This window comes from Maribacter sp. Asnod1-A12 (assembly GCF_045063735.1).
In the GTDB taxonomy this organism is placed as follows: Bacteria; Bacteroidota; Bacteroidia; order Flavobacteriales; family Flavobacteriaceae; genus Maribacter.
Map to the genome: position 1 here is coordinate 97,195 of NZ_JBEFNZ010000006.1, position 23,545 is coordinate 120,739.

Sequence of the window (23,545 nt, forward strand, 5' to 3'; positions counted from 1 at the left end):
AAACTAATTAAAATAATTTATCAAAGCTTTGATTGGAGTACGCTAACGGTCACCAATAACTGACCAATATGCCTTTGGCTATGCTCCGCAGCGTGAAATAAGAGACCGATTACGGTAGACGGTAATTTCTTTCTACCCACCGTTCTTTTTTCAGTAAGTGAAGATTCTGGTAACGTTTTAAAATATGCTAAAGCTTCGGCCACCTTTACTGAGAATTGCTCTTGCAAATCAGATACTTCAGTGTTTAAATTAAAAGAACCTTCTGCTTTTAGAAATTGAAACTGCTCCTCTGATAACGATTCACCTTTAACATAAGTCAACATTCTGTCCAAAACGCCTGTAATATGATTCATATGAAACCCAACAGAAGCTCTACCTGCAGCTTTAGCCCAAAGCAATTCTTTTGGGAAATCTTGAGTATACTTTTTAAGTTCTCTTTCCGACTGTAATAAGGCATGTGCGGCTGGTTGCAACAAATCTGGCACACTCTGAATAGGCCCACTTAACCAAAATTCATATTCTTCATTTTCCATAATCAATCTTCCTAAATAATTCTATTTTTAAAGTCTCTCTTGTATAGCAGAACTTACTACGTAAAACAGAATAATTAAAGGAATTGCCATGAACTTCATGGTAACGATAAGCACTAAGCTAATTATCAAAAAGATATAACGCATAGCATTATCCTTAAAGCTTGTATTCTTGAATTTTAAAGCAAAGAGCGGCAAATTAGCATTTAGCAGATAGGCACTTACCAAAGTTAAGATGATTAAGAACCACTGATTAAGTATAAGGCTATTTAAAAAATCATTGTTTTGATACAGAAGAATTAATGGTAGTGACAAAATTAAAAGTGCATTTGCAGGAGTTGGCAGACCTATAAAAGAAGACGTCTGATTTTCATCGATATTAAATTTTGCCAATCGGTATCCAGAAGCCATTGTCACTATAAATCCAAAAAACGGTATCAAATGAATGTATTGAAATTTACCTGCCTCCATAAAAAAGTGAGCACCATCTCCCCATCCGCTAGTTTGAGACATTGCCAATAATTGAAACATGACAACACCAGGTACAAGTCCGCTCGTAATCATATCCGCCAGAGAATCTAACTGTAAACCCAGTTCACTTTTTACATCTAAAACACGCGCAGCCAATCCGTCAAAAAAATCAAAGAAAATACCTAGTGCAACGAATATAGCTGCAAGTTCTAATTTATTCATGACAGCGAACATAGTAGCCACACAGCCACAGAACACATTCAAAAGAGTAATAAAATTGGGTATATGTTTTTTCATAGAAATTTAATTTTCAAAGAAACTGCTTAAATAATTTTCACTTCAGAATATGCCATAAAAATAAGACAATTCTATTGGTTCTAACTTTTATAGAGATTAAAGTAGATAACTTTAAAATTCAATATGAATCTATATTCCTGTTCTATTTGTAAATTATAGAAGCTTTTGGAATTAAATATCTTATTATTCGCATCTTTGCAGTTGGTATGAACTAGTTAAGGTATGTTCAGAAAAACTATACTCTTTTTAATATTTCTTTTTACTGTATTTTTGGGACATACTCAAAATGCACAGCTATCTCCATTATCAAAAATTAGTTTATTGACAGTAGGTACAGGTGAGGACTTGGCTGCAAAATTTGGTCATAGTGCTATAAGGCTACAAGATCCTACTTTAGGTATTGATGAAGTGTACGGTTACGGAACCTATGATTTTGAAGACCCGAATTTTTATCTTAATTTCACTAGAGGAAAATTATCGTATACCATATCTAGAATTCCGTTTAAATACTTTGAATATTCCTATAAACAGGAAAAACGTTGGGTCAGAGAGCAAGTTCTAGATGTCAATTTAGAACAACGTAAAAGCATTGTCACCTTCTTAGAGCACAATTTACTACCAGAAAACAAAAAGTACAAGTATGACTTTTTGTTTGACAATTGTGCTACAAGAATACCAATGGTATTTGAAAAGACATTAGGAAGTACGTTTGATTTTGATTACAACTATTTAGAAGATCAACTAACATTTCGTCAGTTAATCCGTTTGAAACTAAATCCGAATTCGTGGTCCAATTTCGGTATTGACCTTGCATTAGGTTCTGTAATTGATAGAGAAGCAACGCCCTACGAACATTTATTCTTACCAATTTATGTGTACGAACAAATGAAACATACCACATTAGCAGAAAAGCCGATAGTTAAAACTGAGTCCGTCATTTTAGATATCCCTGAACAAGAATTCCGCTCTCCTATATTTCTAACTCCTTTATTTTGGCTTAGCATAGTATTGGTGCTGGTCTGTTATATTACTTATACGGATTATAAAAACTTAAGAAGAAATAAATGGCTGGACTTCGGGCTATTCGCAATTACGGGACTAGCTGGTATTCTTATTCTTTTTCTATGGTTTGGCACAGACCACTTAGCAACTAAGGGAAATTTTAATTCGCTGTGGGCATTTGCACCAAACATTATTTTAGCATTTATGATGATAAAAAAGCAAATTCCGTCATGGATAATCACTTACATCATATTTTTAACCATATTACTGGGCATTACCTGTATACTTTGGATGTTTAAAATTCAAGTTTTTTCCATTTTACTAATTATCGTATTACTAGCATTGGCTATCCGTTATTTATATCTGATTTATTATTTTAAGAGTAAACAACTAGCAAAAAAATAAAATTAAGTTACCCTACATGAATCTACTTACCGTTGAAAATATATCGAAATCCTATGGCGAAAATGTTCTTTTTGAGAACCTATCTTTTGGGATCAACAAAGACCAAAAAATTGCTTTAATCGCCAAAAACGGTACAGGAAAAACTTCTATACTTAATATACTGTCAGGAGCTGACACCCCCGATTCTGGTCAGGTGAACTATCGTAAATCTACACGAGTTTCCTTTTTAGCTCAAGAGCCGGTAATGGATCCAAACTTAACCGTAGAAGAAACTATTTTCGCTTCAGACAATGAGGTATTGACAGTATTGGCCAATTACGAAAAGGCGTTACTAAACCCTGAAGATGCAGATGCTTACCAAAAGGCATTTGATGCAATGGATCGTTTTGAAGCCTGGGATTTTGAAACACAGTACAAACAGATTCTTTCAAAGCTAAAACTAGATGACTTAAATGCGAAGGTCGGCAAACTCTCAGGTGGACAAAAGAAACGTTTAGCACTTGCCAATGCGCTAATTAATAAACCGGATCTTTTAGTGCTAGATGAACCAACCAACCATTTAGATCTTGAAATGATCGAGTGGTTAGAAGAATTCTTCGCTAAAGAAAACATGACACTATTTATGGTAACGCACGACCGTTACTTTCTAGAGCGTGTATGTAATGAAATTATTGAGCTAGAAAACGGAAAGCTTTATCCGTATAAAGGAAACTATTCATACTACTTAGAAAAAAAAGAAGCCCGTATAGAGCAAGAGGCGGTAGAGCAGCACAAAACAGAATTATTATTTAAGAAGGAATTGGATTGGATGCGCAGGCAACCTAAAGCCCGTACTACCAAGTCTAAATCTAGAATAGATGATTTTGCCGTTATTAAAGACAAAGCAAGTCAACGTAGAAAAGACCACCAAGTTCAGTTAGAATTGAACATGGAGCGTATGGGAAGCAAAATTCTTGAACTTCACAAGATTTCAAAATCTTTTCCGAATAAACCGATTCTTGATAAGTTTGAATATGTATTTCAAAAAGGAGAACGTATTGGTATCATTGGCAAGAACGGTACCGGTAAATCTACTTTCTTAAATATTCTAAGTGGTCGCGACCAACCGGACAGCGGTAAGGTGATTGTGGGTGAAACCATCAAATTTGGGTACTACACACAAAAAGGAATTGAAATAAAAGAAGGTCAGAAAGTAATCGATGTTATTCGTGAGTTCGGTGATTACATTCCGCTAATGAAAGGCAGACAGATTTCTGCACAGCAGTTATTGGAGCGTTTTCTATTTGACAGAAAAAAGCAGTATGATTTTGTAGATAAGTTAAGTGGTGGTGAGCGTAAACGATTGTACCTGTGTACCATATTGATACAGAATCCTAATTTCTTAATATTAGATGAACCTACCAACGATTTAGATATTGTAACATTAAACGTATTGGAAAGCTTTTTAATGGATTTTCAAGGATGTTTAATGGTAGTTTCTCACGACCGTTACTTTATGGATAAGATTGTAGATCACCTATTTGTATTTAGAGGTGATGCAGTTGTAGAAGATTTCCCGGGTAACTATTCAGATTACAGAGCTTATGAAGACAGTCAGATTTTAGAAAAGAGAGAACAAAAAGAAACACAAACAACTACCAAAACCAGTTGGAAAGAACCAGATGCTTCGCCAAAAATCTCATATTCAGAACAGCAAGAGTACAAAAAGTTAGAAAGAGAGATTCAAAAATTGGAAAAATCTAAAGTAGTATTACAAGAAAAATTCACTGATAGCTCTTTAAGTGGCGATGATATCAAGAGCCTATCTATTGAGCTTAAAGAGGTTACTGATGCCATAGAAACCAAAACAGAACGTTGGTTTGAGCTTTCTGCATTAATGGAAGGTTAGACTTCAATAATCCGTTAATTTCCAAATAGATTTTATAATTACATAAACCGTAGACGAATGATTTTTACCATTCGTCTATAGTTGAATGATGCCCAACGACGAGCGACAAAATATGTTTGGGCTTGCCTGTACTTTAGCAGTGTAAAACAAATATTATGAAATCAATTATTCTTTTAACCGCTCTTTTCTTCACATGTTTCTTAGCTCAGGCACAAGCTAACAATGAGAACGTTTCTATTGAGAGCGAAACTGTACAAGTAGAGATGGTTGAAAAAATTGAAAGTAATGATATTGTTGTGCCAACAATTGAAACTGAAAACACAATCGAGGTTGCAAGATTGTACAAGAACAAAAACAACAGAGTAATCAAGGCTTTAAAATTTTCAACGAAATTGAACAGCGCTAAACTTTCTTAATACAATAATTCAATTCCCTTTTCTCCTCAAATCTTACCTATCCCCATTTCTTACCATTACCTACTTTTTAAAATACAAACAAAAATAACAAGTTCAAGAATCAAGTTCAAATACAAATACAAACTCAAATTCAAACCCAAGCTTAAGTTTAAAAATCTGGATCAAGCTAACCGTATAACCTGGCAACATCCATTCTTCTATTAATATCTGCAACGTAAACACATAAACAGGCAATACTAATACCTATAGTAACTGAGCGAACTATAATATCTAGAAGACAGTTGACTTCTGATTTTCCATAAAATTAATAAACGATGCCTAATTACCATTCGTCTATAGTTAAATGATGCCCAACGACGAGCGACAAAATATGTTTGGGCTCGCCTGTACTTTAGCAGTGTAAAACAAATATTATGAAATCAATTATTCTTTTAACCGCTCTTTTCTTCACATGTTTCTTCGCTCAGGCACAAGCTAACAATGAGAACGTTTCTGTAGAGATCGAAACTGTACAAGTTGAGATGGTTGAAACAATTGAAAGTAATGATATGGTTGTTCCTACAATTGAAACTAAAAATACAATCGAAGTTGCTAGATTATATAAGAACAAAAACAACAGAGTAATCAAAGCTTTAAAATTCTCAACAAAAATAAACAGCGCTAAACTTTCTTAATACAATAATTCAATTTCCTTTTCGCCCCACATCTTACCTACCCCATTTCTTACCATTACCTACTTTTTAAATACAAAGTCAAATTCAAAAATCAAACTCTAGTTCAATGACAATCTTTACTTTTGACAAAATTAGAAAAGGTAACTAGTGTTTCGTTTTATATCCTATATTAAATTTCTTCTTACGTCTAATAATCAGCACGGAATTCATTCGCCATTTGTGTATGAATACATTACCAACTGTCTTTATAAGAAAAGAGAATTAAAACTTCCCATTACCTTAAAAGTCCTTATTAAGAGTATAGACTATTTTAATTACAAGTCTATTTTTCTTGTGGGTGATTATAAAACATCCGAAGAACTCATTAAACAACATTGTTCTAATATATCTACCGTTGAAAATAATCCAGATATTATTCTTTCAAATATCAATGACCTAAAAAGAATAAATCTAAACCGTAATACTCTATCTAACGACTGCATGCTTCTTTTAGACGGAATACATAAAAACAAAAAAAATCTAGAAATTTGGAAAAATCTTAAAGCAGAAAATCATGTTAAGGTCACAATAGATATGTTTTATTGTGGCGCCGTATTCTTTAGAAGAGAACAAGTAAAGGAACATTTTAAAATACGGATATAAACCAGTAATTTTAGACTAAAGCAAATCTTAATGAGCAGTAATACTATATACATTACCCTTGGTGTCGTTTTCGCTATCTACTTAGCTATACGTATTACCAGTAAAGGAAAATCTAAAGACCGTAAATCAAGAAAGTTTATGGGTGATTATGAAAGAAAAAATAAAGGTGGCAAAGAATAAAAGTCAAGCTATTATTTTAAACCTTTATGTTAACCACAGTTTAATCTTTACTTCTTTCTAACACTCACTTTCAATGAAAATATATACTAAAACAGGCGATGACGGAACTACCGGACTATTTGGTGGCACACGTGTACCAAAACATCATATACGAATTGACAGTTATGGTACCGTAGATGAGCTAAATTCTTGGATCGGACTCATTAGAGATCAAGATATTGACCCAATATACCAGCATCAACTAATTGCAATACAAGAACATTTGTTTACCGTTGGTGCTATTTTAGCTACCAATCCTGAAAAAGAAATGCTTAAAAATGGTACGGAGCGTTTAAAAATAACAAAAGTAGGTACTGCTGAAATCAACTTTTTGGAGGACGCTATTGACCAAATGGATTCGCAATTACCGCAAATGACCCATTTTATTCTACCTGGTGGTCATACAACCGTGTCATACTGTCATATTGCCCGTACAGTATGCAGAAGAGCTGAGCGTATTTCAACTTTATTGCACCAAAATGAACCGTTTGATAAAAATGTGTTATCTTTTATAAATAGACTTTCAGATTATCTCTTTGTATTGGCACGAAAATTGTCGTATAATACTAAAGCGGATGAAATTAAATGGGTTCCTAAAAAAAAGGACTAATAAATTCGTAATTTATTCGTTATCAATTAATAATTGCAAAAAAAGCATGAGCTATGACGAAATTTATTATTAATTTCTTTGCTGTCTCAATTTAAAAATTACTTTTGCAAAAAATTAAAATCAAACAATTACTATGTATTGGACATTAGAATTAGCATCTTATTTAAGTGATGCACCTTGGCCGGCAAGTAAAGATGAGTTAATAGATTACTCCATCAGAACTGGAGCCCCTCTTGAAGTTGTAGAAAATTTACAATCTATGGAAGAAGAAGGTGGCGAAATATATGAATCTATCGAAGAGATCTGGCCTGACTATCCAACGGAAGAAGACTACCTCTGGAACGAGGACGAATATTAATATTCGATATCATAATAACTACTAAAAAGTCTCCTCGGAGGCTTTTTTTTTATGTAATTTTGACAGGTTCTTAGGTAATTTGGTCGAAAAATCAAGACTGGAATACCTTTTGCTCTTTAACAGCATCGATTACAATTGTCGATTATAAAATATTTTGAAAGCTATTCTAGCTAATATATTAGTCAGAAAAGCTTCAATTCTAATAGATTAAAATATATGAGTTTCATTAATTCCATCCTAAAGGCATTCGTTGGTGATAAATCACAAAAAGATGTAAAGGAATTGCAGCCTTTAGTAGACCAGATAAAGTCGTTCGAATCAAAATTAGAAAGTCTTAGTCATGACGAACTTAGACAGAAAACAATAGATTTCAAGAAGGCTATTCAAGAATCTATCAAAGAAAAAACCGATCAGATCAGTGCTTTGGAAGAAGAGGTAAAGAACTCTACAGACATTGATAAAAACGAAGACATTTATACAGAAATAGATAAGTTAAAAGAAGAAGCTTACACGATTTCTGAAGAGACTTTAAATAAGATATTACCTGAAGCTTTTGCCGTTGTTAAGGAAACTGCCAAGCGTTTCGCCAATAACGAAACCTTAGAGGTGACAGCATCAGAATATGACAGAACTTTGTCAGGTACTAAAGACTATGTTACTCTTGAAGGCACCAATGCAGTTTGGAAAAATTCTTGGGATGCTGCCGGTAAAGAAGTTACTTGGGACATGGTGCATTATGATGTACAGCTTATTGGTGGTATTGCCATGCACCAAGGTAAAATTGCAGAGATGCAAACGGGTGAAGGTAAAACCCTAGTTGCAACATTGCCGTTATACTTAAATGCTTTAAGTGGTAACGGTGCCCATTTGGTAACTGTAAATGATTACTTAGCAAAAAGAGATAGTGCTTGGATGGCACCTATATTCCAATTTCATGGACTTTCTGTAGATTGTATTGATTACCACAGACCAAATTCTGATGGTAGACGTGCAGCTTACAATGCGGATATTACATACGGTACCAATAATGAATTCGGTTTTGATTACCTAAGGGATAATATGGCGCACACACCAAAAGATTTGGTACAACGCCCACATAATTATGCCATGGTAGATGAGGTCGATTCTGTATTGGTAGATGATGCCCGTACACCATTGATTATATCTGGTCCGGTACCAGAGGGTGACCGTCATGAATTCAATGAACTAAAACCAAAGGTTGACGAGATCGTTAGAAAGCAACGTCAGCATTTAACGGGAGTTTTGGCAGAGGCTAAAAAACTGATTGCGGAAGGTGACACTAAAGAAGGTGGATTCTTATTACTAAGAGTTTACCGTGGTCTACCAAAGAACAAGGCATTAATTAAATTCTTGAGTGAAGAGGGTGTTAAGCAATTGCTTCAAAAAACAGAGAATTATTACATGCAGGACAACAACAGGGAAATGCCGGTTGTTGATGAAGATTTATTGTTTGTAATCGACGAGAAGAACAACCAAATAGAATTGACCGATAAAGGAGTTAATTATATTTCTGGTGAGCAGGATAAAGATTTCTTTGTTATGCCAGATATTGGTGGAGAGATTGCCAAAATTGAAAGTCAAAATCTAGAGATTGAAAAAGAGGCAGAATTAAAAGAAGAGCTTTTTAAAGATTTCACTATTAAGAGTGAACGTATACATACCATGAGCCAGTTGTTAAAGGCTTATACCCTATTTGAAAAGGATACCGAATATGTGGTAATGGATAATAAGGTAATGATCGTTGATGAGCAAACCGGTCGTATTATGGACGGTCGTAGATATTCTGACGGATTACACCAAGCAATAGAAGCGAAAGAAAACGTGAAAATTGAGGCATTAACTCAAACTTTTGCAACGGTTACTTTACAGAACTATTTTAGAATGTATAGTAAGCTTGCCGGTATGACAGGTACGGCGGTTACGGAAGCTGGTGAATTCTGGGAAATCTACAAGTTAGATGTAATGGAAATCCCAACCAACAGACCTATAGCCAGAGAAGATAAAAATGATCTTATCTACAAGACAAAAAGAGAAAAATACAATGCTATAATTGAAGAAGTAACCAAAATAAGTAACGCAGGCAGACCTGTTCTTATTGGTACGACTTCTGTAGAGATATCAGAATTATTATCTAAATTATTAAGTGTTCGTAAAGTACCGCATAATGTACTGAACGCTAAACTTCATAAGAAAGAGGCAGATGTAGTTGCAGAGGCAGGTAATGCCGGTGTAGTAACCATTGCAACCAACATGGCAGGTCGTGGTACGGATATTAAATTGTCTGACGCTGTTAAGAAAGCAGGCGGACTGGCGATTATTGGTACGGAAAGACATGATTCTCGTCGTGTAGACAGACAGTTACGTGGTCGTTCCGGACGTCAAGGAGATCCAGGAAGCTCTCAATTCTATGTTTCATTGGAAGATAACCTAATGCGTTTATTTGGATCGGACAGGGTTGCCAAGATGATGGATAAAATGGGCTTGGAAGATGGTGAAGTTATTCAGCATAGCATGATGACCAAATCTATTGAACGTGCTCAGAAAAAAGTTGAAGAGAACAACTTTGGTGTACGTAAGCGTTTATTGGAGTATGATGATGTTATGAACGCGCAACGTGAAGTTGTTTACAAAAGAAGGCGCCACGCATTACAAGGCGAGCGTTTAAAGCTAGATATCGCTAATATGGTCTATGATACCTGTGAAGTTATCGTAGAAAGTAATAAAGCTGCTAGTGATTATAAGAATTTAGAATTTGAATTGATCAAGTACTTCTCTATTACGGCACCAGTAGATGAAGCTGAGTTTGGCAAATTGTCCAATCAAGAAATTACAGGTAAAATTTATAAGGCAGCATACGAACATTACAATGCTAAAATGGAGCGCAATGCCGCTGCAGCTTTTCCGGTAATTAAAAAGGTACATGAAGATAATGCCAATAACTTTGAGCGTATTGTAGTTCCTTTTACTGACGGAATAAAAAGTTTGAATGTAGTAACCAACCTTCAAGAGGCTTACGATACTAATGGTAAGCAATTGATTACGGATTTTGAAAAGAACATCTCACTAGCTATTATAGATGATTCTTGGAAAACACATTTACGTAAGATGGATGAGTTAAAGCAATCGGTTCAATTAGCGGTTCACGAACAAAAAGATCCTTTATTGATTTATAAGTTCGAAGCATTTGAACTTTTTAAATCCATGATAGAGAAAGTGAATAAAGATGTTGTTTCTTTCTTATTTAAAGGAGAATTACCTTCTGAAAATGCTAGTGCTATCCAAGAGGAAAGAAATGTTCAACGTAAAGAGAATTTACAGACTACAAAAGAGGAAATTCCCAATAGTGATGAATTAGCAGCACGTAGTAGAGCAGTTAGTCAAAATCAGGCTGAACGTCCTGCAGTTACCGAAACTATTACAAGGGAACAACCAAAAATTGGAAGAAATGAGCGTGTTACCATTAAAAATGTAATGAGTGGCGAGAGTAAAACGGTAAAGTTTAAACAAGCAGAACCACTTTTACAAAATGGATCATGGGTTTTGACTCAAGACTAATTCACATAGCATTATAAGTTTTAAAAAGGCATCCAAATGGATGTCTTTTTTATTTACTGTTTATAACAAGCTATAAATAAACAAAATAGAAATTCATTTACAATTAAATCTTTTTTCAAGATTATGTATTGAATTGAATCATTAACAGTTCATTTCATATTTTTAACCAAAATTTAGGCTGAAAAAATATGTTATTCAAAATAATAATAGTCGATTTTATCATACTTAAGTAGAAAATACTAGTATAATGATAAAAACATAATTAGATTTACATTACGTAATACGTATGTTTTCTAGTACATAAATAATATCTATGTCCGGATTTACCATTGACAAAGAACGTCTACAGGATAAAACCAAACTATTTTTAAGGGTAAATTATACCACAAGCATTATCTCCATACTATTTGGAGCCTTATGCTATTTCTTTTTGAACATTACTCAAATTATACCTTTTGCACTTGCAGGTTTTGCTATTTTAAATATTATTAATTTATTATACTTTAGATTCCATAAAAATATAGTACCAACATTTAATTTTTCATCTATAATAGGTTTAATTACTGCAGTATCAGTAACCCTTTTTAGTGGCGGAATTAATAGTCCGTTTATATTCATGATACCTTTAATAGCCTTTGGCGGATTCATAAATAGTACTAAATATGGCAGAGTTTACTTTAACATAATAACCGTACTGATTCTTTTGGTTTTTACACAATCTATACCTGAATTACGTATTACAGAAAATTTAGTTCCAAAAGAATCGAGTTCTGTTTTTAGTCTTGTATCCGTTTTATTTGCTGTTTTCATTTTAGGTAACACTTTGGGCAAAACACTTTTGAAAACGTATAATGCTATGTATAGTTCAAAAAGGGCATTGGCAAACCAAGTACATGAGAAAGAAAATCTTTTAAAAGAGGTTCACCATAGGGTTAAGAACAATTTACAAACCGTGTCTAGTTTATTAAGTCTTCAATCTAGAAATATCGAAACAGGTCCGATGAAAGGGCTATTAAAGGGCACTCAAAATCGTGTAATCGCCATGGCAATGGTTCATGAAATGCTATACATGCGTAATGATATCAGCCATATTGAATACAAATCTTATGTACAAGAGTTAGGAGAGTATTTAATTCGCTCCATAAAAGGCAATGACAACAATGTTGACTTAAAAATTGATATTCCCGATATAAAATTGGGTATAGATACCGCCATTCCATTAGGACTTTTAATTAATGAAACATTGACCAATGCCTTAAAATATGGCATTGAAAGTGATAACGAAGGTGAAATCAGTATTAAGCTTCAACAGGATATAGAAAAAGAAAACTGTTATATCCTAGAAATTGGTGATAATGGTATAGGTTTCCCCGAAACTATAAATCATAAAAACACAAAGTCTTTAGGTTTAAAATTAATTCATAATCTTACAAGACAATTACGCGGCACTATAAAACGCGATAATTCTAAGAAAGGGACTAATTATGTTATTAGATTTCAAGAAATTAAGCAAGAATTATCTCCAGTTGCTTAAAGAATATACCCCTTAAATACCAAATTCATTATTCACACTTAAAGTTGGTATACAGTTACCTCAATTTCTGATGCTTTGGTTATATTTAAGGTAACTAACTCAAACAACCACTTTATGTTCCGCAAATTATTGCTTACTACGGCATTGATTTTTTCAGTCTTGCTTTCCGTTAATGCTCAATCATTAGAAGGCGATGGTCCACATTCGCAATTGATTATTAGAGGTGTAATGCTTATTAATGGCAACGGTGCACCACCACAAGGTCCAATAGACATAGTAGTAGAAAACAATATCATTAAAGACGTAAAAGTTGTTGGCTACCCTGGTGTAGCAATCGATGATTCTAAAAGACCGCAATTAAAAGCAGGTGGAAAAGAACTAGATTGCACCGGCATGTATTTAATGCCTGGTTTTATTGATATGCACACACATATTGGCGGTGATGCTCAAGGTGCAGACCCTGATTATGTATTTAAACTTTGGATGGCTCATGGTGTAACTACCGCGCGCGAAGTTGCCGGTAGAGGTATTGATGTCACCCTTGACTTAAAACGCAAAAGCGAAAAAAATGAAATTATAGCTCCGCGTATTATATCCTACACAGCCTTTGGGCAAACGAGTAAATCTTTTAATCCGTTAAATGATATTCCGATATCTACCCCTGATCAAGCAAGAGAATGGGTACGTGCCAATGCTAAAAAAGGTGCTGATGGCATCAAGTTTTTTGGAGCAGAACCGGCAATTATGGCAGCGGCATTAGACGAGAACAAAAAATTAGGACTAGGCTCTGCTTGCCACCATGCACAAATGAGTGTTGCCCGTTGGAATGTTTTACATTCCGCCAGAGCAGGGTTAACCTCTATGGAGCATTGGTACGGACTTCCAGAAGCTTTGTTCGACGATAGAACGGTACAAGATTTTCCGTTGGACTACAATTACCAAAACGAACAAGATCGCTTTGAAAATGCAGGTAAATTATGGGAACAAGCTGCAGCACCTTATTCTGAACATTGGAACAATGTAATGAACGAACTATTGGAACTTGATTTCACCTTGGACCCAACTTTCAATATCTATGAGGCTAGTAGAGATTTGCAGCGAGCTAGACGTGCTGAATGGCATGAAGATTATACATTACCATCTTTATGGGAGTTTTATCAGCCTAGCAAAGTATCTCATGGATCGTACTGGCATGATTGGGGAACGGAACAAGAAGTTGCGTGGAGAAAAAATTATAAACTTTGGATGACCTTTATCAATGAATATAAAAACAGAGGTGGTAGAGTAACCACAGGATCAGATTCCGGATTCATTTTTCAATTATACGGATTTGCCTATATAAGAGAACTGGAATTAATGCGAGAAGCTGGGTTTCATCCTTTAGAAATTATACAATCTGCAACATTAAAAGGTGCAGAGGCATTAGGTATGGATGACAAATTAGGTTCGGTAACCATAGGCAAATTGGCAGACTTTGTCATTGTTGAGGAAAATCCGCTACAAAATTTCAAAGTATTATATGGTACGGGAGCTATAAAACTTACCGAGGACAATGAGGTGGTTCGGGTTGGTGGTGTAAAATACACCGTAAAAGACGGAATCATTTATGATTCCAAAGCGCTACTGGCAGATGTAAAGCGCCAAGTAGATGAAGCTAAAGCTAAAAGTAACTATACTATTAAGCAGCCTGGCGTTAAAAATTAAAATTTACGCTTGTTTACAGGTACTTTAATAGGACGTACTTTTTTTTCGTTTTTTGAAGTAAAAGCAATAGTTGCAATAACAATAAGTGCTGGTATTAAAATTGAAAGTATCATCATAATTTAAAATTTATAAGGTGCTTCATTGCACCTTTTAATATATGGCAAAGATTATGCCAACTTACCGTATGATTTCTTTGTAGCGAACGCTAATTCTTTGTTAATTCTAGCATTTGCGTATCTGTATAAACGCGCTACTGACGTTTCATCAGTGATTTCAAACGATTTTTCGTTGCCAGTATTGTCAGAGCTATCAGCCAAAACAACACCCACTTCAGTAGTGTTAATTTTATCATCTGTCAGGGGAGTTTGTGCCAATGCTAATGCTCCGGCGAAAATAACTATCAGTAAGGTGAATATTGCTTTCATATTGTAATATTGAACAATATAAAAGTAGTTTCAGGTCAAGGATAATGCCTCTTCCCCTCGCTAAACTGCTATAATTTTCGGCTAGCGTAAAAATCTGTGACGAATAGACAAAAAGTGTCGACGAATGGTTTTTGGTCTAAAAACAACACACCGATTTGAAGTGTATTTAATCGATATTTTTGAGTACATGAAATTTACGACACCCCTATAATTGGGCTCTAAAAGCAACTATAGAAGTGGAAAAAAGAATTCATTATAATGAAGTAAATATTCCTATTTTTTGTTTCTACCACGTTTACCGTAGTTCTTATCTCCACGGGTCTTTGGTTTGGTGTATTTCTTTTTAATAATACGTTTATAAGAACCACCTTGATTTTCTTTCTTATTCTTATCGGATTTTTCATGAAAACTTGCTCCACGTTCCTCTTCATTTATATTAAGCGGATTTTCTCGCTCTCTATGCTTTGGCTGCTCATCAAAAGTAAGTTGAGTGGCAATTTCAACGCCGTCAGGCAAAGGTTGTAGATTTACCTTATGCGACATCAACTCTTCTATAGCGTCTTTTGCTTCTTCTTCTTTTGGTGTATACATTAAAATTGAAGTACCTTCTTTCTCTGCCCTACCCGTTCTACCAATTCGGTGCATGTAGTTTTCTGGGTATGTTGGCGTATCAAAATTAATTACGTGAGATATCTCTTGTAAATCCAATCCACGTGCCATAACATCTGTAGTTACCAAAATACGGTTCTTACCCTCGTCAAACTGATTTATGGAACGTAGTCTATAATTCTGTGTTTTGTTGGAGTGTATTATACAGATTTCTTCACTGAAGAATTCTGCCAACTCTTTAAACAGTAAATCGGCACTTCGCTTACTTGAAACAAATACCAAAACCTTATGGTAGGTTTCTTCATCTTGTAATAAGTGGACCAACAAATTTACTTTTGTATAAAAGTTAGCTGTAGCGTAGCCATATTGAGTAATATTCTCTAAAGGAGTTCCACTAACGGCAATGGCAATTTTTTGAACGCCGGTAAAGAAATCGGTAATGAACAATTCAATATCATCGGTCATCGTCGCAGAAAACATAATATTCTGTCTCTTCTGTGGTAATAGCTCGAAAATATTTACGAGCTGAAACCTAAAGCCTAGATCAAGCATGACATCGACCTCATCAATTACAAGCTTCTTCACTTGTTTTAATTGAACTGCTTTGGTAAGAATTAAATCATACAATCTTGCAGGTGTTGCTACGAGAACATCCGTACCCAAGGCCAAAGCCTCTTTTTGACGCAACATACTCTTACCGCCAAATACACCAAGAATGCGAATACCTGCATATTTAGCCAACTTCTCCGCCTCTACCACTACTTGTACCACAAGCTCTCGTGTAGGTACTAGAATAATAACCTTAGGGTGAATATCTTTAGAAAACTTCAGTGTATTTAAAATAGGAAGCAAATAAGCAAAAGTTTTACCCGTACCTGTTTGTGCAATACCAACTACATCACTACCACTCATTACTATAGGAAAAGCTTTTTCTTGAATGGGAGTAGTATTTTCAAAACCTAAATCATCAAGAGCTTTTTCTAAGTTTCTAGATATTTTTAAATCGGTAAACAACGGCATAACAATCACTTTTGTATTTCAAGTGCAAAGCTATGTTGATTAGTTGACAAATTACGAATAGTGAGAGATTTATCGGTAATTAAGTCAAAAGTAACTATGAAAGCAGAAAATATTAAAGGAGTTTAAAGTTAGACTTTTAAAATACGTCTACTTTTTCCTGTGGATAAATAAAGAACCGAACCTAAAATGGGTAGAAATAGTACAATTAGCAACCATGTGATTTTACCGTCATTCTTAAATTCATGGCGCGCAATATCAACTAAACAATACACCCAAACAAACAGCGCTGCAATTAAAAAAGTTTGCCAAAAAAATAATGTAAATGAAAAATCTGCTGGTATATTCATAATTGCATGATTTATAAAAATCACGTATTTCATAAAGTTATAAAAATTAACAACATAGAAAATAATATTTTTCAAATAGAACAACATATACTTACTTCATGAAAACACACACATACTTATTCATATTTATGTTTTTTATATTTTTTAATGAATTAGCCGCCCAAGCAACTAATATGACATATGACGAAGCTATCAATAGCGCCATAGAAAAAGAGTATCCTGAATACCACGCCGCCCTATTAACCATATTAGATGATTTTGAAAAAGAATTGATTTCCAAAAACATAATTACAGATGGTACTTATAAAAACTATGTCAGCTTATTAAACGAAATAAGTAATGATAGTACTTATGAAATAGTAAGTGATTTTGCTTTGGGAGATTCTTTAAAGATAAATGCTAAGCGCTATAAGTATAAACTCGCCCAAACTATGAAAACGGTGCCATTAATACAGTATAGAAATAAAGCTCAGCCAAAAAGCATACTATTTAATCAACGAGCATCTGAAATTACTAAAGAAAAAGGAAAATTTAACCGTTCAGATTATGCATCACTATTATTAGAGGTATTTAATGAAGAAGACTTTCAACTACCAACAATACGAACACAACTGTATAGATTTCTAGACCCGAATACAGAACACACTTACTATACCTATATTGGCCAACCTACTTCAACCAATAACTAATCGAATATTTAAAGGTTAAAACATTCCCATATTACCCCTCTTTTCGTAACACCTGCAGTGGCGGACTATTTAATACTCCTCTACTATTCATTAAACCGATTGCCAAGACTAATAATGTAATACCCGGCAATACCACCAAAAATGGCACCCAAGATGGAACAAACGGGGTATCAAAAACAAAATAAGCCAATAGGAAACTACTTAGTAAAGAAAGTACTACTCCTACTCCAGTACCTAAAACACCTAAGAACAAATATTCCAGAGCATTAATTTTTAAGATCTGTTTACTCTGAGCACCAAGTGTTCTTAGTAAAACACTTTCACGAATTCGTTGGTATTTACTGTTACGAACAGATCCTATCAATACAATGATACCTGTAAGAATACTAAAGAATGCCATAAAAGATATGACCCATGAAATTTTATCTAAAATATCTTCGACCAAGGTTACTACCTGTCTTAAATCTATGATAGAAACATTAGGGAATTTCTTTACCAACTCTCGCTGTAAACCTGCTGATGATTTTTTATCTGGGGCATTTGTAGTTACCACATGAAACTGTGGTGCATTCTCTAAAACTCCCTTTGGGAATACAATAGAGAAATTGAGTTGCATACGTGCCCAATCTACTTGACGAATATTACCTACAACAGTAGTCATAAGTTTCCCTTGTACATTAAATACCAGTGTGTCACCAATAGTGACTAAAGCATCATTTGCCACGTTATCTGCCAATGAAATAGGAATTACCTTTGCATTAGAATCCACAGAAGGTATCCACTCCCCTTCCAATAATTTCTCCGAACCAATCATAGAATCCCTATAGGTAGTTCTAAACTCGTGGTTCAAAATCCATTTGTTGATTCGGGTGGTAGTATCTAATCGAATATCATTAACCTCTCGATCTTTTATACGCTCTAAACGCATGGTAACAATAGGAATATTATCTATAACCGGTAACCCCCTTGGCGTAATAGTATTCGCTACGGCATCTCGCTGATCGGTTTGTACATCGAACAAAATTAAATTCGGACTTTCGGCACTTGCTTCAAAAGAGGTTTTGGCAAGTAGAAAATCTTTCGTAAAGTATAAAGTACTAATTAAAAACGTTCCAATACCAATGGCTAAAATCAACACTACAGTCTGATTATTTGGTCTATATAAATTCAACAAACTTTGTCTTGCAGCAAAACTCCAAGATTTAGGAAAGTAGCGTTTTATCAATCGCATAAATAGAATCGATACTCCCGCCAATATTGAAAATGTCACCAATATACCCGCAACAAAACTCAATGCAAACACCCATCTACCCAATAACCAAAAGGCGAATAAAAATATAAAAAGTACTACAGCAACGATTACCCAAATTTGGTAAGGTCTAGCTTTCTTACTAGTATCTTCTTGTACACGTAGCACTTGTAACGGAGATACAAACCAAGTATGTATTAATGGTGATAAAGCAAATAAAACGGACATACAAACACCAAGTAACAACCCGACTAATATGGCTTGAAATGAGGTAGATATCTCAACTTGAAAAGGTAAAAACTCTTGTAATATAAGTGGAAAGGTCTGTTGTAACAATAATCCTATAATAGTACCTATGAGTCCGCCCAACAATCCCATTCCTGCAATTTGAATCAGATAGATTAGAAACGTTTGCTTACGTGTAGCACCCAAACATTTTAGCACTGCAACCGCTTTTAATTTCTCTTTTATATAAATATGAACAGAGCTGGCAATACCAACGCACCCTAAGAGGAGTGCTATAAATGCCACTAGGTTTAGAAAACGACCTACATTATCATACCTACGACCTAATCGCTCGCTTGTATCTGTATGGGTATCCATGTCTGCATTATCAGCATCTAGTAACGGATCAACATTTTTACTTAAAGCCTCTAAATCTGCTTTATCATTATTAAAGTAATAGTTATATTTTAAACGACTACCACGTTGTAAGAGTCCGCTTTTTTCCATAAAACGAAAAGGGACTATGATGGGTGGCGCGGCAGTGGCACCAATACCTGTACTTCCTGGAGCGGTAATCAATGAGCCAACAATAGGGAAAGTAACATTACCAAGTTTTACACTATCGCCAGGTTTTAAATTGTATTGCAACATTGCAGTAGCATCGACAAGCGCCCCACCTTTCTCCAAATATTCTTGTGCAGCCGTGAGCGGCTCTGTTTCTAAAGCTCCATAAAAAGGAAAAGCGCCCTCAATGGCACGTACCTGAACCAATTTAGTTGTCAGACTTTTAGGGAAAGCCGCCATGGAAGCAAAATTGACTTCTCGTGCATTATATCCTCCTAAAGAATCCATCAATTCCGTTACTCTTTCATTTGCCGGCTGATTGCTATCGATAAGAAAATCCGCACCCATAAGTGCTTTAGACTGTAGACCAATATTATCTTTTAGGTTATCACTAAAAGATTGAATTGACACCACCGCGGCAATACCAAGAATTATGGAAGCCATGAATAACAGCAAACGGTTACCGCTAGCCTTTCCATCGCGCCAAGCCATTTTCAATAACCAATTAAATGGTGCTTTTGATGTTCTTTGTGTCGTACTCAAGATAATGCCGTGGTTTCGTTGATTACTATTTTACCACCTTTAAGTCGCAATACATGTTTGTTCAAATTGGCCAACTCTAAATCATGGGTAACAATAACCAAAGTAGTTCCCATTTCTTTATTCAAATCAAATAAAAGCTTAATGACCTTTTCCCCGGTTTCCTCATCTAAATTACCCGTAGGTTCATCAGCAAAAAGTATAGAAGGCTTATTAGAAAATGCCCTTGCCAAAGCAACTCGTTGCTGTTCACCGCCAGATAATTGAGATGGATAATGATCATGACGATCACCCAAACCAACCTTGTTTAAAAGTTCCATTGCATCTTTAGAAGCATTGGCAGCCCCTTGTAATTCTAAAGGAACACTAACATTTTCTAAAGCCGTTAAAGTGGGTAGCAATTGAAAGTCTTGAAAAATGAATCCTACCTTTTCATTTCTTAAGAGTGCACGTTGATCCTCATTTAGAGCACTTAAATCTTCCCCACATAATTCTATGGTTCCTTCGTTTATTTCATCTAATCCGGCGCATAGTCCTAGAAGAGTGGTTTTTCCACTACCAGACGGACCAACTATTGCAAAAGTGTCACCTTCTTCTATTGAAAAAGAAATATCATCAATAACTGTCAAATTCTTAGATCCGCTGGTATACGTTTTCTTTAGATTACGTACGTTTAATATCTTTGTCATAAATCATTTTGGTACAAGACAACAAAATAAACAAATGATTTGGAATCTAATAAGTTAAGACTATGTTGAAAGTATTAAAGTTTCGTTATTTTTTAGTGGTGTTGTTGTTCGTTGGATGTGGAGAAACACCAGAAAAAAAGCAAACTGACACCCAAACCGAAGAAGTTAGTAGCCCGGAAAAAGAAGCAATTTCTGCCGATGACAAAGTGATTTTGTTCTACGGAAACAGTCTTACCGCTGCGTATGGCTTAGATACCAAGGAAGGGTTCCCAAATAGAATTCAATTAAAACTAGATTCTTTGGGACTAGATTATAAAGTAATCAATTCCGGATTAAGCGGAGAAACCACCTCTGGAGGATTAAACCGTTTGGATTGGGTACTAAATCAGCCAGTAGATATTTTTGTTTTAGAATTAGGTGCGAACGACGGATTGCGAGGTATACCCATTACAGAATCGATGAATAATTTACAATCGATGATTGATATGGTCAAAGACAAAAATCCTGAAACACAAATTATATTAGCAGGTATGCAAATACCACCAAATATGGGTGCAGATTATGCTTCGCAATTTAAGATGATGTACCCTGCATTAGCTAAATCTAATGATATAGCGTTGATTCCCTTTTTATTGGAAGGTGTTGCCGGTATCTCTGAATTGAACTTAGAAGATGGAATTCACCCAACTGCAGAAGGACAGAAAATAGTAACTGAAAATGTATGGGAGGTTTTAAAAACTATGGTATTACCTCAAGGGGGAATGGAGGTAACCGAAAAACTTGTAGAAGAAATAAACTAAACGAAAGAAACAGTTCTTATTCTTGCCTTAAAAAGTAAGGCACGTTTAACTCTTGCATTTTTGACTTTGTAAAACCTTGCAGCTGTTTGGAAACCATGAGTGTTTACGTCAGACTTAATTGCTACATCTGCCATGGGCATAACAATGGTCTGTACTTTCGTGTCTGGTGACTTCGATTGTGCTTGGGACTTAGTTCCCAAACAGACGACAAGGAATAAAAAAATAATTGTACGCATAATAAAGTAGGTAAATTTGGTTTATAGATAACCCACTACTTGTCAGTAAACGTATTTCCAAATCGATAAGAGGTACATTTTTAACGATGAAAAGAGAGCTTTTCGATATACTACTGAATTTTGTAGTCCGTTTTCCTACAAAATTTTCTTCCATTAGACACCGAATTTGTGCAGTTCACCGAGTTAATAAGCTTTTTCCTACAAAAACAACTTTGTATCCTATAATAGGACTACAAAAAGTGAGTTCAAAAATGAGAATTGACTTTGGTTGTTAGTTGTTAGAAACAATAAAAATTTAGCTTCGCTAAATTTTTATTGAACTTACATCATTTAAACTCTATGACTTATTTTGCCACTTATTACTTTCAACCTTAAACTTTGTACCTATTACTTAATACTCTTTACTTAATACCAAAATTTTAAGCCATTTTAGGTTTGTTCGCTTTCGTTAAGAAATTCAAATCTCTTTTAATTCTTGAGTTTTTGAATTTGTACAATCTAGCTACTTCTGTATTCGTATTTGCTTTTACTTCAAATGTTGTTTTAGTAACAATGCTCATTTCAATAGTTTCAACCTTTACTTCTTCAGTAGAGTTCTGTGCTTGAGCGGTGAAGCTTAAAAAGATGATAAAGATTGTTGCTATTATTGTTTTCATGACTTGCGTTTGTTACAATAATAGAACGCCGCAGGCCTTGTTTTACTAGGTGATGAATCGCTGAAAAACCCCTAATTCTCGTTAGTTGACACAAGTTCGGTTTAAGTGTAAAATCGCATCGATAAATGACACACGCACCAAAATCACCTTATCGATATTAGGTGTAGTTAACCGAGAAATTTACTTTTAAAAAATAGAAAAGAGAGTAAAGAATAGAGAAAACAGAGGTTGGTTCTTGGTTGTTGGTTGTTGGTTGTTGGTTGTTGGTTGTTGGTTGTTGGTTGTTGGTTGTTGGTTGTTGGTTGAGTATAAATTTAGCTTCGCTAAATTCTCCTCAATAACAATACCGAAAAAAGTCTATTCTCTATACCCTATCTTCTATTTTCTATATTTCCGACTTAATACTTAATACTTCGTACTTTGTACTTTGCACTAATTAATTCCTACTTAAATCTAACTTCAATAACACATTAGGATTAGGGCAATTCCCTTTATAAAAAGATAATCTTGCCTCTGCACATACACCCGGGTAGTCACCTTCATTACTTTCTAAATCTTTTATAATTTGAAAATGCAGATGTGGGGCATAGTTCACATTAATATCTGGAGTACCTAAAGTTGCAAGTACTTCTCCAGCTTTAAAGTCTTTTCCTATATATAGTCCTAATAAGGAATCCACGGCTAAGTGACCGTATAAAGAATAGAAAGTAATATCATTTAAAACATGTTCTAGAATAATAGTTGGTCCGTAATCACCAATAGTAGCATTATTTTTAAAACTATGAACTTTTCCATCTATAGGCACCAATACCTTTGTACCTGCAGCACACCAGAAGTCTAAACCCAAATGAATATTTCTTATAGGTTTACTATTAGAAGTAAAACCTTCTTTATCACTATATAGGTTTCTATGTTCTAAATATCCGCCGTAGGCAATAACACCTTTTTTGCTTGTAAGTACACCATCTATATAATTTTGACAAATAGTATAGTCGGTAATATCTAAATTCAATAAATCTTTGTTCTCTTTAGAAAGATCAAGAGTCACGTATGCGTCTGCAGGAATAGTAGTATCTAAAATACAGATAGTTTCTGCCGAGTAAGATTCAAGAGCGTAAAGTAATGTGTTCATTTATCAAAAATATAATTTCCTTTAATGGCGTTAACATT

Annotated in this window: 23 protein-coding genes; 13 read left to right on the forward strand and 10 right to left on the reverse strand. The window is 34.7% G+C overall.

Features of this window, described 5'->3' with window-relative positions:
• Positions 1-20: 20 nt before the first annotated feature.
• A complete protein-coding gene (locus ACJJVP_RS00405; RefSeq protein WP_405409895.1) occupies positions 21-533 on the reverse strand; it encodes a DinB family protein in 513 nt (170 codons plus the stop codon).
• A gap of 27 nt (positions 534-560) precedes the next feature.
• A complete protein-coding gene (locus tag ACJJVP_RS00410) occupies positions 561-1,298 on the reverse strand; it encodes a CDP-alcohol phosphatidyltransferase family protein (RefSeq protein WP_396635076.1) in 738 nt (245 codons plus the stop codon).
• A 222-nt stretch (positions 1,299-1,520) separates the two neighbouring features.
• Between ACJJVP_RS00410 and ACJJVP_RS00415 the strand changes: the two genes are divergently transcribed.
• The 11 genes from ACJJVP_RS00415 to ACJJVP_RS00465 all read left to right on the forward strand — a co-directional run bounded on the left by ACJJVP_RS00415 (position 1,521) and on the right by ACJJVP_RS00465 (position 14,326).
• The gene (locus ACJJVP_RS00415; protein ID WP_405409896.1) at positions 1,521-2,705 is read left to right on the forward strand and encodes a DUF4105 domain-containing protein; all 1,185 of its coding nucleotides are present in this window, start codon (positions 1,521-1,523) and stop codon (positions 2,703-2,705) included.
• 16 nt (positions 2,706-2,721) lie between these two features.
• On the forward strand, positions 2,722-4,593 hold the full coding sequence (locus ACJJVP_RS00420; RefSeq protein WP_405409898.1) for an ABC-F family ATP-binding cassette domain-containing protein: 1,872 nt from the start codon (positions 2,722-2,724) through the stop codon (positions 4,591-4,593).
• Positions 4,594-4,748: 155 nt separating this feature from the next.
• Positions 4,749-5,009, forward strand: coding sequence for a hypothetical protein (locus ACJJVP_RS00425; protein ID WP_405409899.1), 261 nt, complete (start codon positions 4,749-4,751; stop codon positions 5,007-5,009).
• A 413-nt stretch (positions 5,010-5,422) separates the two neighbouring features.
• The gene (locus tag ACJJVP_RS00430) at positions 5,423-5,683 is read left to right on the forward strand and encodes a hypothetical protein (RefSeq protein ID WP_405409901.1); all 261 of its coding nucleotides are present in this window, start codon (positions 5,423-5,425) and stop codon (positions 5,681-5,683) included.
• Positions 5,684-5,830: 147 nt separating this feature from the next.
• Positions 5,831-6,325, forward strand: a complete 495-nt coding sequence (locus tag ACJJVP_RS00435) for a hypothetical protein (protein WP_405409903.1) — start codon at positions 5,831-5,833, stop codon at positions 6,323-6,325.
• Positions 6,326-6,355: 30 nt separating this feature from the next.
• Entirely contained in the window at positions 6,356-6,505 is a 150-nt protein-coding gene (locus ACJJVP_RS00440) for a hypothetical protein (protein WP_396635081.1), read from the forward strand.
• A gap of 73 nt (positions 6,506-6,578) precedes the next feature.
• Entirely contained in the window at positions 6,579-7,154 is a 576-nt protein-coding gene (locus ACJJVP_RS00445; RefSeq protein WP_405409905.1) for a cob(I)yrinic acid a,c-diamide adenosyltransferase, read from the forward strand.
• 133 nt (positions 7,155-7,287) lie between these two features.
• Positions 7,288-7,512: a DUF2795 domain-containing protein gene (locus ACJJVP_RS00450; RefSeq protein WP_027064442.1), complete on the forward strand. Its 225-nt coding sequence runs from the start codon at positions 7,288-7,290 to the stop codon at positions 7,510-7,512.
• 216 nt (positions 7,513-7,728) lie between these two features.
• Complete coding sequence (gene secA / locus ACJJVP_RS00455) at positions 7,729-11,088, forward strand: preprotein translocase subunit SecA (protein WP_405409907.1); 3,360 nt, start codon at positions 7,729-7,731, stop codon at positions 11,086-11,088.
• 313 nt (positions 11,089-11,401) lie between these two features.
• Positions 11,402-12,622: a sensor histidine kinase gene (locus ACJJVP_RS00460; RefSeq protein ID WP_405409910.1), complete on the forward strand. Its 1,221-nt coding sequence runs from the start codon at positions 11,402-11,404 to the stop codon at positions 12,620-12,622.
• Between the two features lie 114 nt (positions 12,623-12,736).
• Positions 12,737-14,326, forward strand: a complete 1,590-nt coding sequence (locus tag ACJJVP_RS00465) for an amidohydrolase family protein (protein ID WP_405409913.1) — start codon at positions 12,737-12,739, stop codon at positions 14,324-14,326.
• 167 nt (positions 14,327-14,493) lie between these two features.
• On the opposite strand, the gene ACJJVP_RS00470 is transcribed toward ACJJVP_RS00465, so the two are convergent.
• The 3 genes from ACJJVP_RS00470 to ACJJVP_RS00480 form a co-directional block, all read right to left on the reverse strand.
• On the reverse strand, positions 14,494-14,751 hold the full coding sequence (locus ACJJVP_RS00470; RefSeq protein ID WP_405409914.1) for a hypothetical protein: 258 nt from the start codon (positions 14,749-14,751) through the stop codon (positions 14,494-14,496).
• Positions 14,752-15,024: 273 nt separating this feature from the next.
• Positions 15,025-16,380, reverse strand: coding sequence for a DEAD/DEAH box helicase (locus tag ACJJVP_RS00475; protein WP_405409915.1), 1,356 nt, complete (start codon positions 16,378-16,380; stop codon positions 15,025-15,027).
• Positions 16,381-16,508: 128 nt separating this feature from the next.
• On the reverse strand, positions 16,509-16,760 hold the full coding sequence (locus ACJJVP_RS00480; protein WP_405409918.1) for a PLDc N-terminal domain-containing protein: 252 nt from the start codon (positions 16,758-16,760) through the stop codon (positions 16,509-16,511).
• Between the two features lie 65 nt (positions 16,761-16,825).
• On the opposite strand from ACJJVP_RS00480, the gene ACJJVP_RS00485 reads away from it, so the two are divergent.
• Positions 16,826-17,416, forward strand: coding sequence for a hypothetical protein (locus ACJJVP_RS00485; protein ID WP_405409919.1), 591 nt, complete (start codon positions 16,826-16,828; stop codon positions 17,414-17,416).
• A 31-nt stretch (positions 17,417-17,447) separates the two neighbouring features.
• Here ACJJVP_RS00485 and ACJJVP_RS00490 read toward each other — a convergent pair whose 3' ends face one another.
• The gene (locus tag ACJJVP_RS00490) at positions 17,448-19,946 is read right to left on the reverse strand and encodes an ABC transporter permease (RefSeq protein ID WP_405416106.1); all 2,499 of its coding nucleotides are present in this window, start codon (positions 19,944-19,946) and stop codon (positions 17,448-17,450) included.
• Positions 19,947-19,993: 47 nt separating this feature from the next.
• Positions 19,994-20,683, reverse strand: a complete 690-nt coding sequence (locus tag ACJJVP_RS00495) for an ABC transporter ATP-binding protein (RefSeq protein WP_405409922.1) — start codon at positions 20,681-20,683, stop codon at positions 19,994-19,996.
• A 62-nt stretch (positions 20,684-20,745) separates the two neighbouring features.
• Here ACJJVP_RS00495 and ACJJVP_RS00500 point away from each other — a divergent pair, with 62 nt between their 5' ends.
• Positions 20,746-21,483, forward strand: coding sequence for an arylesterase (locus ACJJVP_RS00500; RefSeq protein ID WP_405409923.1), 738 nt, complete (start codon positions 20,746-20,748; stop codon positions 21,481-21,483).
• On the opposite strand, the gene ACJJVP_RS00505 is transcribed toward ACJJVP_RS00500, so the two are convergent.
• The 3 genes from ACJJVP_RS00505 to ACJJVP_RS00515 form a co-directional block, all read right to left on the reverse strand.
• Positions 21,480-21,683: a hypothetical protein gene (locus ACJJVP_RS00505; RefSeq protein WP_405409924.1), complete on the reverse strand. Its 204-nt coding sequence runs from the start codon at positions 21,681-21,683 to the stop codon at positions 21,480-21,482. The genes ACJJVP_RS00500 and ACJJVP_RS00505 overlap by 4 nt on opposite strands.
• A 455-nt stretch (positions 21,684-22,138) precedes the next feature.
• Entirely contained in the window at positions 22,139-22,375 is a 237-nt protein-coding gene (locus ACJJVP_RS00510) for a hypothetical protein (RefSeq protein WP_405409925.1), read from the reverse strand.
• 436 nt (positions 22,376-22,811) lie between these two features.
• Entirely contained in the window at positions 22,812-23,507 is a 696-nt protein-coding gene (locus ACJJVP_RS00515) for a peptidoglycan DD-metalloendopeptidase family protein (protein WP_405409926.1), read from the reverse strand.
• Between the last annotated feature and the right edge of the window lie 38 nt (positions 23,508-23,545).

Bases quoted from the DNA above. Each gene is read 5' to 3' on its own strand.
- ACJJVP_RS00405 (WP_405409895.1), bottom strand. From the start codon at position 533: ATGGAAAATGAAGAATATGAATTTTGGTTAAGTGGGCCTATTCAGAGT.
- ACJJVP_RS00410 (WP_396635076.1), bottom strand. From the start codon at position 1,298: ATGAAAAAACATATACCCAATTTTATTACTCTTTTGAATGTGTTCTGT.
- ACJJVP_RS00415 (WP_405409896.1), top strand. From the start codon at position 1,521: ATGTTCAGAAAAACTATACTCTTTTTAATATTTCTTTTTACTGTATTT.
- ACJJVP_RS00420 (WP_405409898.1), top strand. From the start codon at position 2,722: ATGAATCTACTTACCGTTGAAAATATATCGAAATCCTATGGCGAAAAT.
- ACJJVP_RS00425 (WP_405409899.1), top strand. From the start codon at position 4,749: ATGAAATCAATTATTCTTTTAACCGCTCTTTTCTTCACATGTTTCTTA.
- ACJJVP_RS00430 (WP_405409901.1), top strand. From the start codon at position 5,423: ATGAAATCAATTATTCTTTTAACCGCTCTTTTCTTCACATGTTTCTTC.
- ACJJVP_RS00440 (WP_396635081.1), top strand. From the start codon at position 6,356: ATGAGCAGTAATACTATATACATTACCCTTGGTGTCGTTTTCGCTATC.
- ACJJVP_RS00445 (WP_405409905.1), top strand. From the start codon at position 6,579: ATGAAAATATATACTAAAACAGGCGATGACGGAACTACCGGACTATTT.
- ACJJVP_RS00450 (WP_027064442.1), top strand. From the start codon at position 7,288: ATGTATTGGACATTAGAATTAGCATCTTATTTAAGTGATGCACCTTGG.
- secA (WP_405409907.1), top strand. From the start codon at position 7,729: ATGAGTTTCATTAATTCCATCCTAAAGGCATTCGTTGGTGATAAATCA.
- ACJJVP_RS00460 (WP_405409910.1), top strand. From the start codon at position 11,402: ATGTCCGGATTTACCATTGACAAAGAACGTCTACAGGATAAAACCAAA.
- ACJJVP_RS00465 (WP_405409913.1), top strand. From the start codon at position 12,737: ATGTTCCGCAAATTATTGCTTACTACGGCATTGATTTTTTCAGTCTTG.
- ACJJVP_RS00470 (WP_405409914.1), bottom strand. From the start codon at position 14,751: ATGAAAGCAATATTCACCTTACTGATAGTTATTTTCGCCGGAGCATTA.
- ACJJVP_RS00475 (WP_405409915.1), bottom strand. From the start codon at position 16,380: ATGCCGTTGTTTACCGATTTAAAAATATCTAGAAACTTAGAAAAAGCT.
- ACJJVP_RS00480 (WP_405409918.1), bottom strand. From the start codon at position 16,760: ATGAAATACGTGATTTTTATAAATCATGCAATTATGAATATACCAGCA.
- ACJJVP_RS00485 (WP_405409919.1), top strand. From the start codon at position 16,826: ATGAAAACACACACATACTTATTCATATTTATGTTTTTTATATTTTTT.
- ACJJVP_RS00490 (WP_405416106.1), bottom strand. From the start codon at position 19,946: ATGGCTTGGCGCGATGGAAAGGCTAGCGGTAACCGTTTGCTGTTATTC.
- ACJJVP_RS00495 (WP_405409922.1), bottom strand. From the start codon at position 20,683: ATGACAAAGATATTAAACGTACGTAATCTAAAGAAAACGTATACCAGC.
- ACJJVP_RS00500 (WP_405409923.1), top strand. From the start codon at position 20,746: ATGTTGAAAGTATTAAAGTTTCGTTATTTTTTAGTGGTGTTGTTGTTC.
- ACJJVP_RS00510 (WP_405409925.1), bottom strand. From the start codon at position 22,375: ATGAAAACAATAATAGCAACAATCTTTATCATCTTTTTAAGCTTCACC.
- ACJJVP_RS00515 (WP_405409926.1), bottom strand. From the start codon at position 23,507: ATGAACACATTACTTTACGCTCTTGAATCTTACTCGGCAGAAACTATC.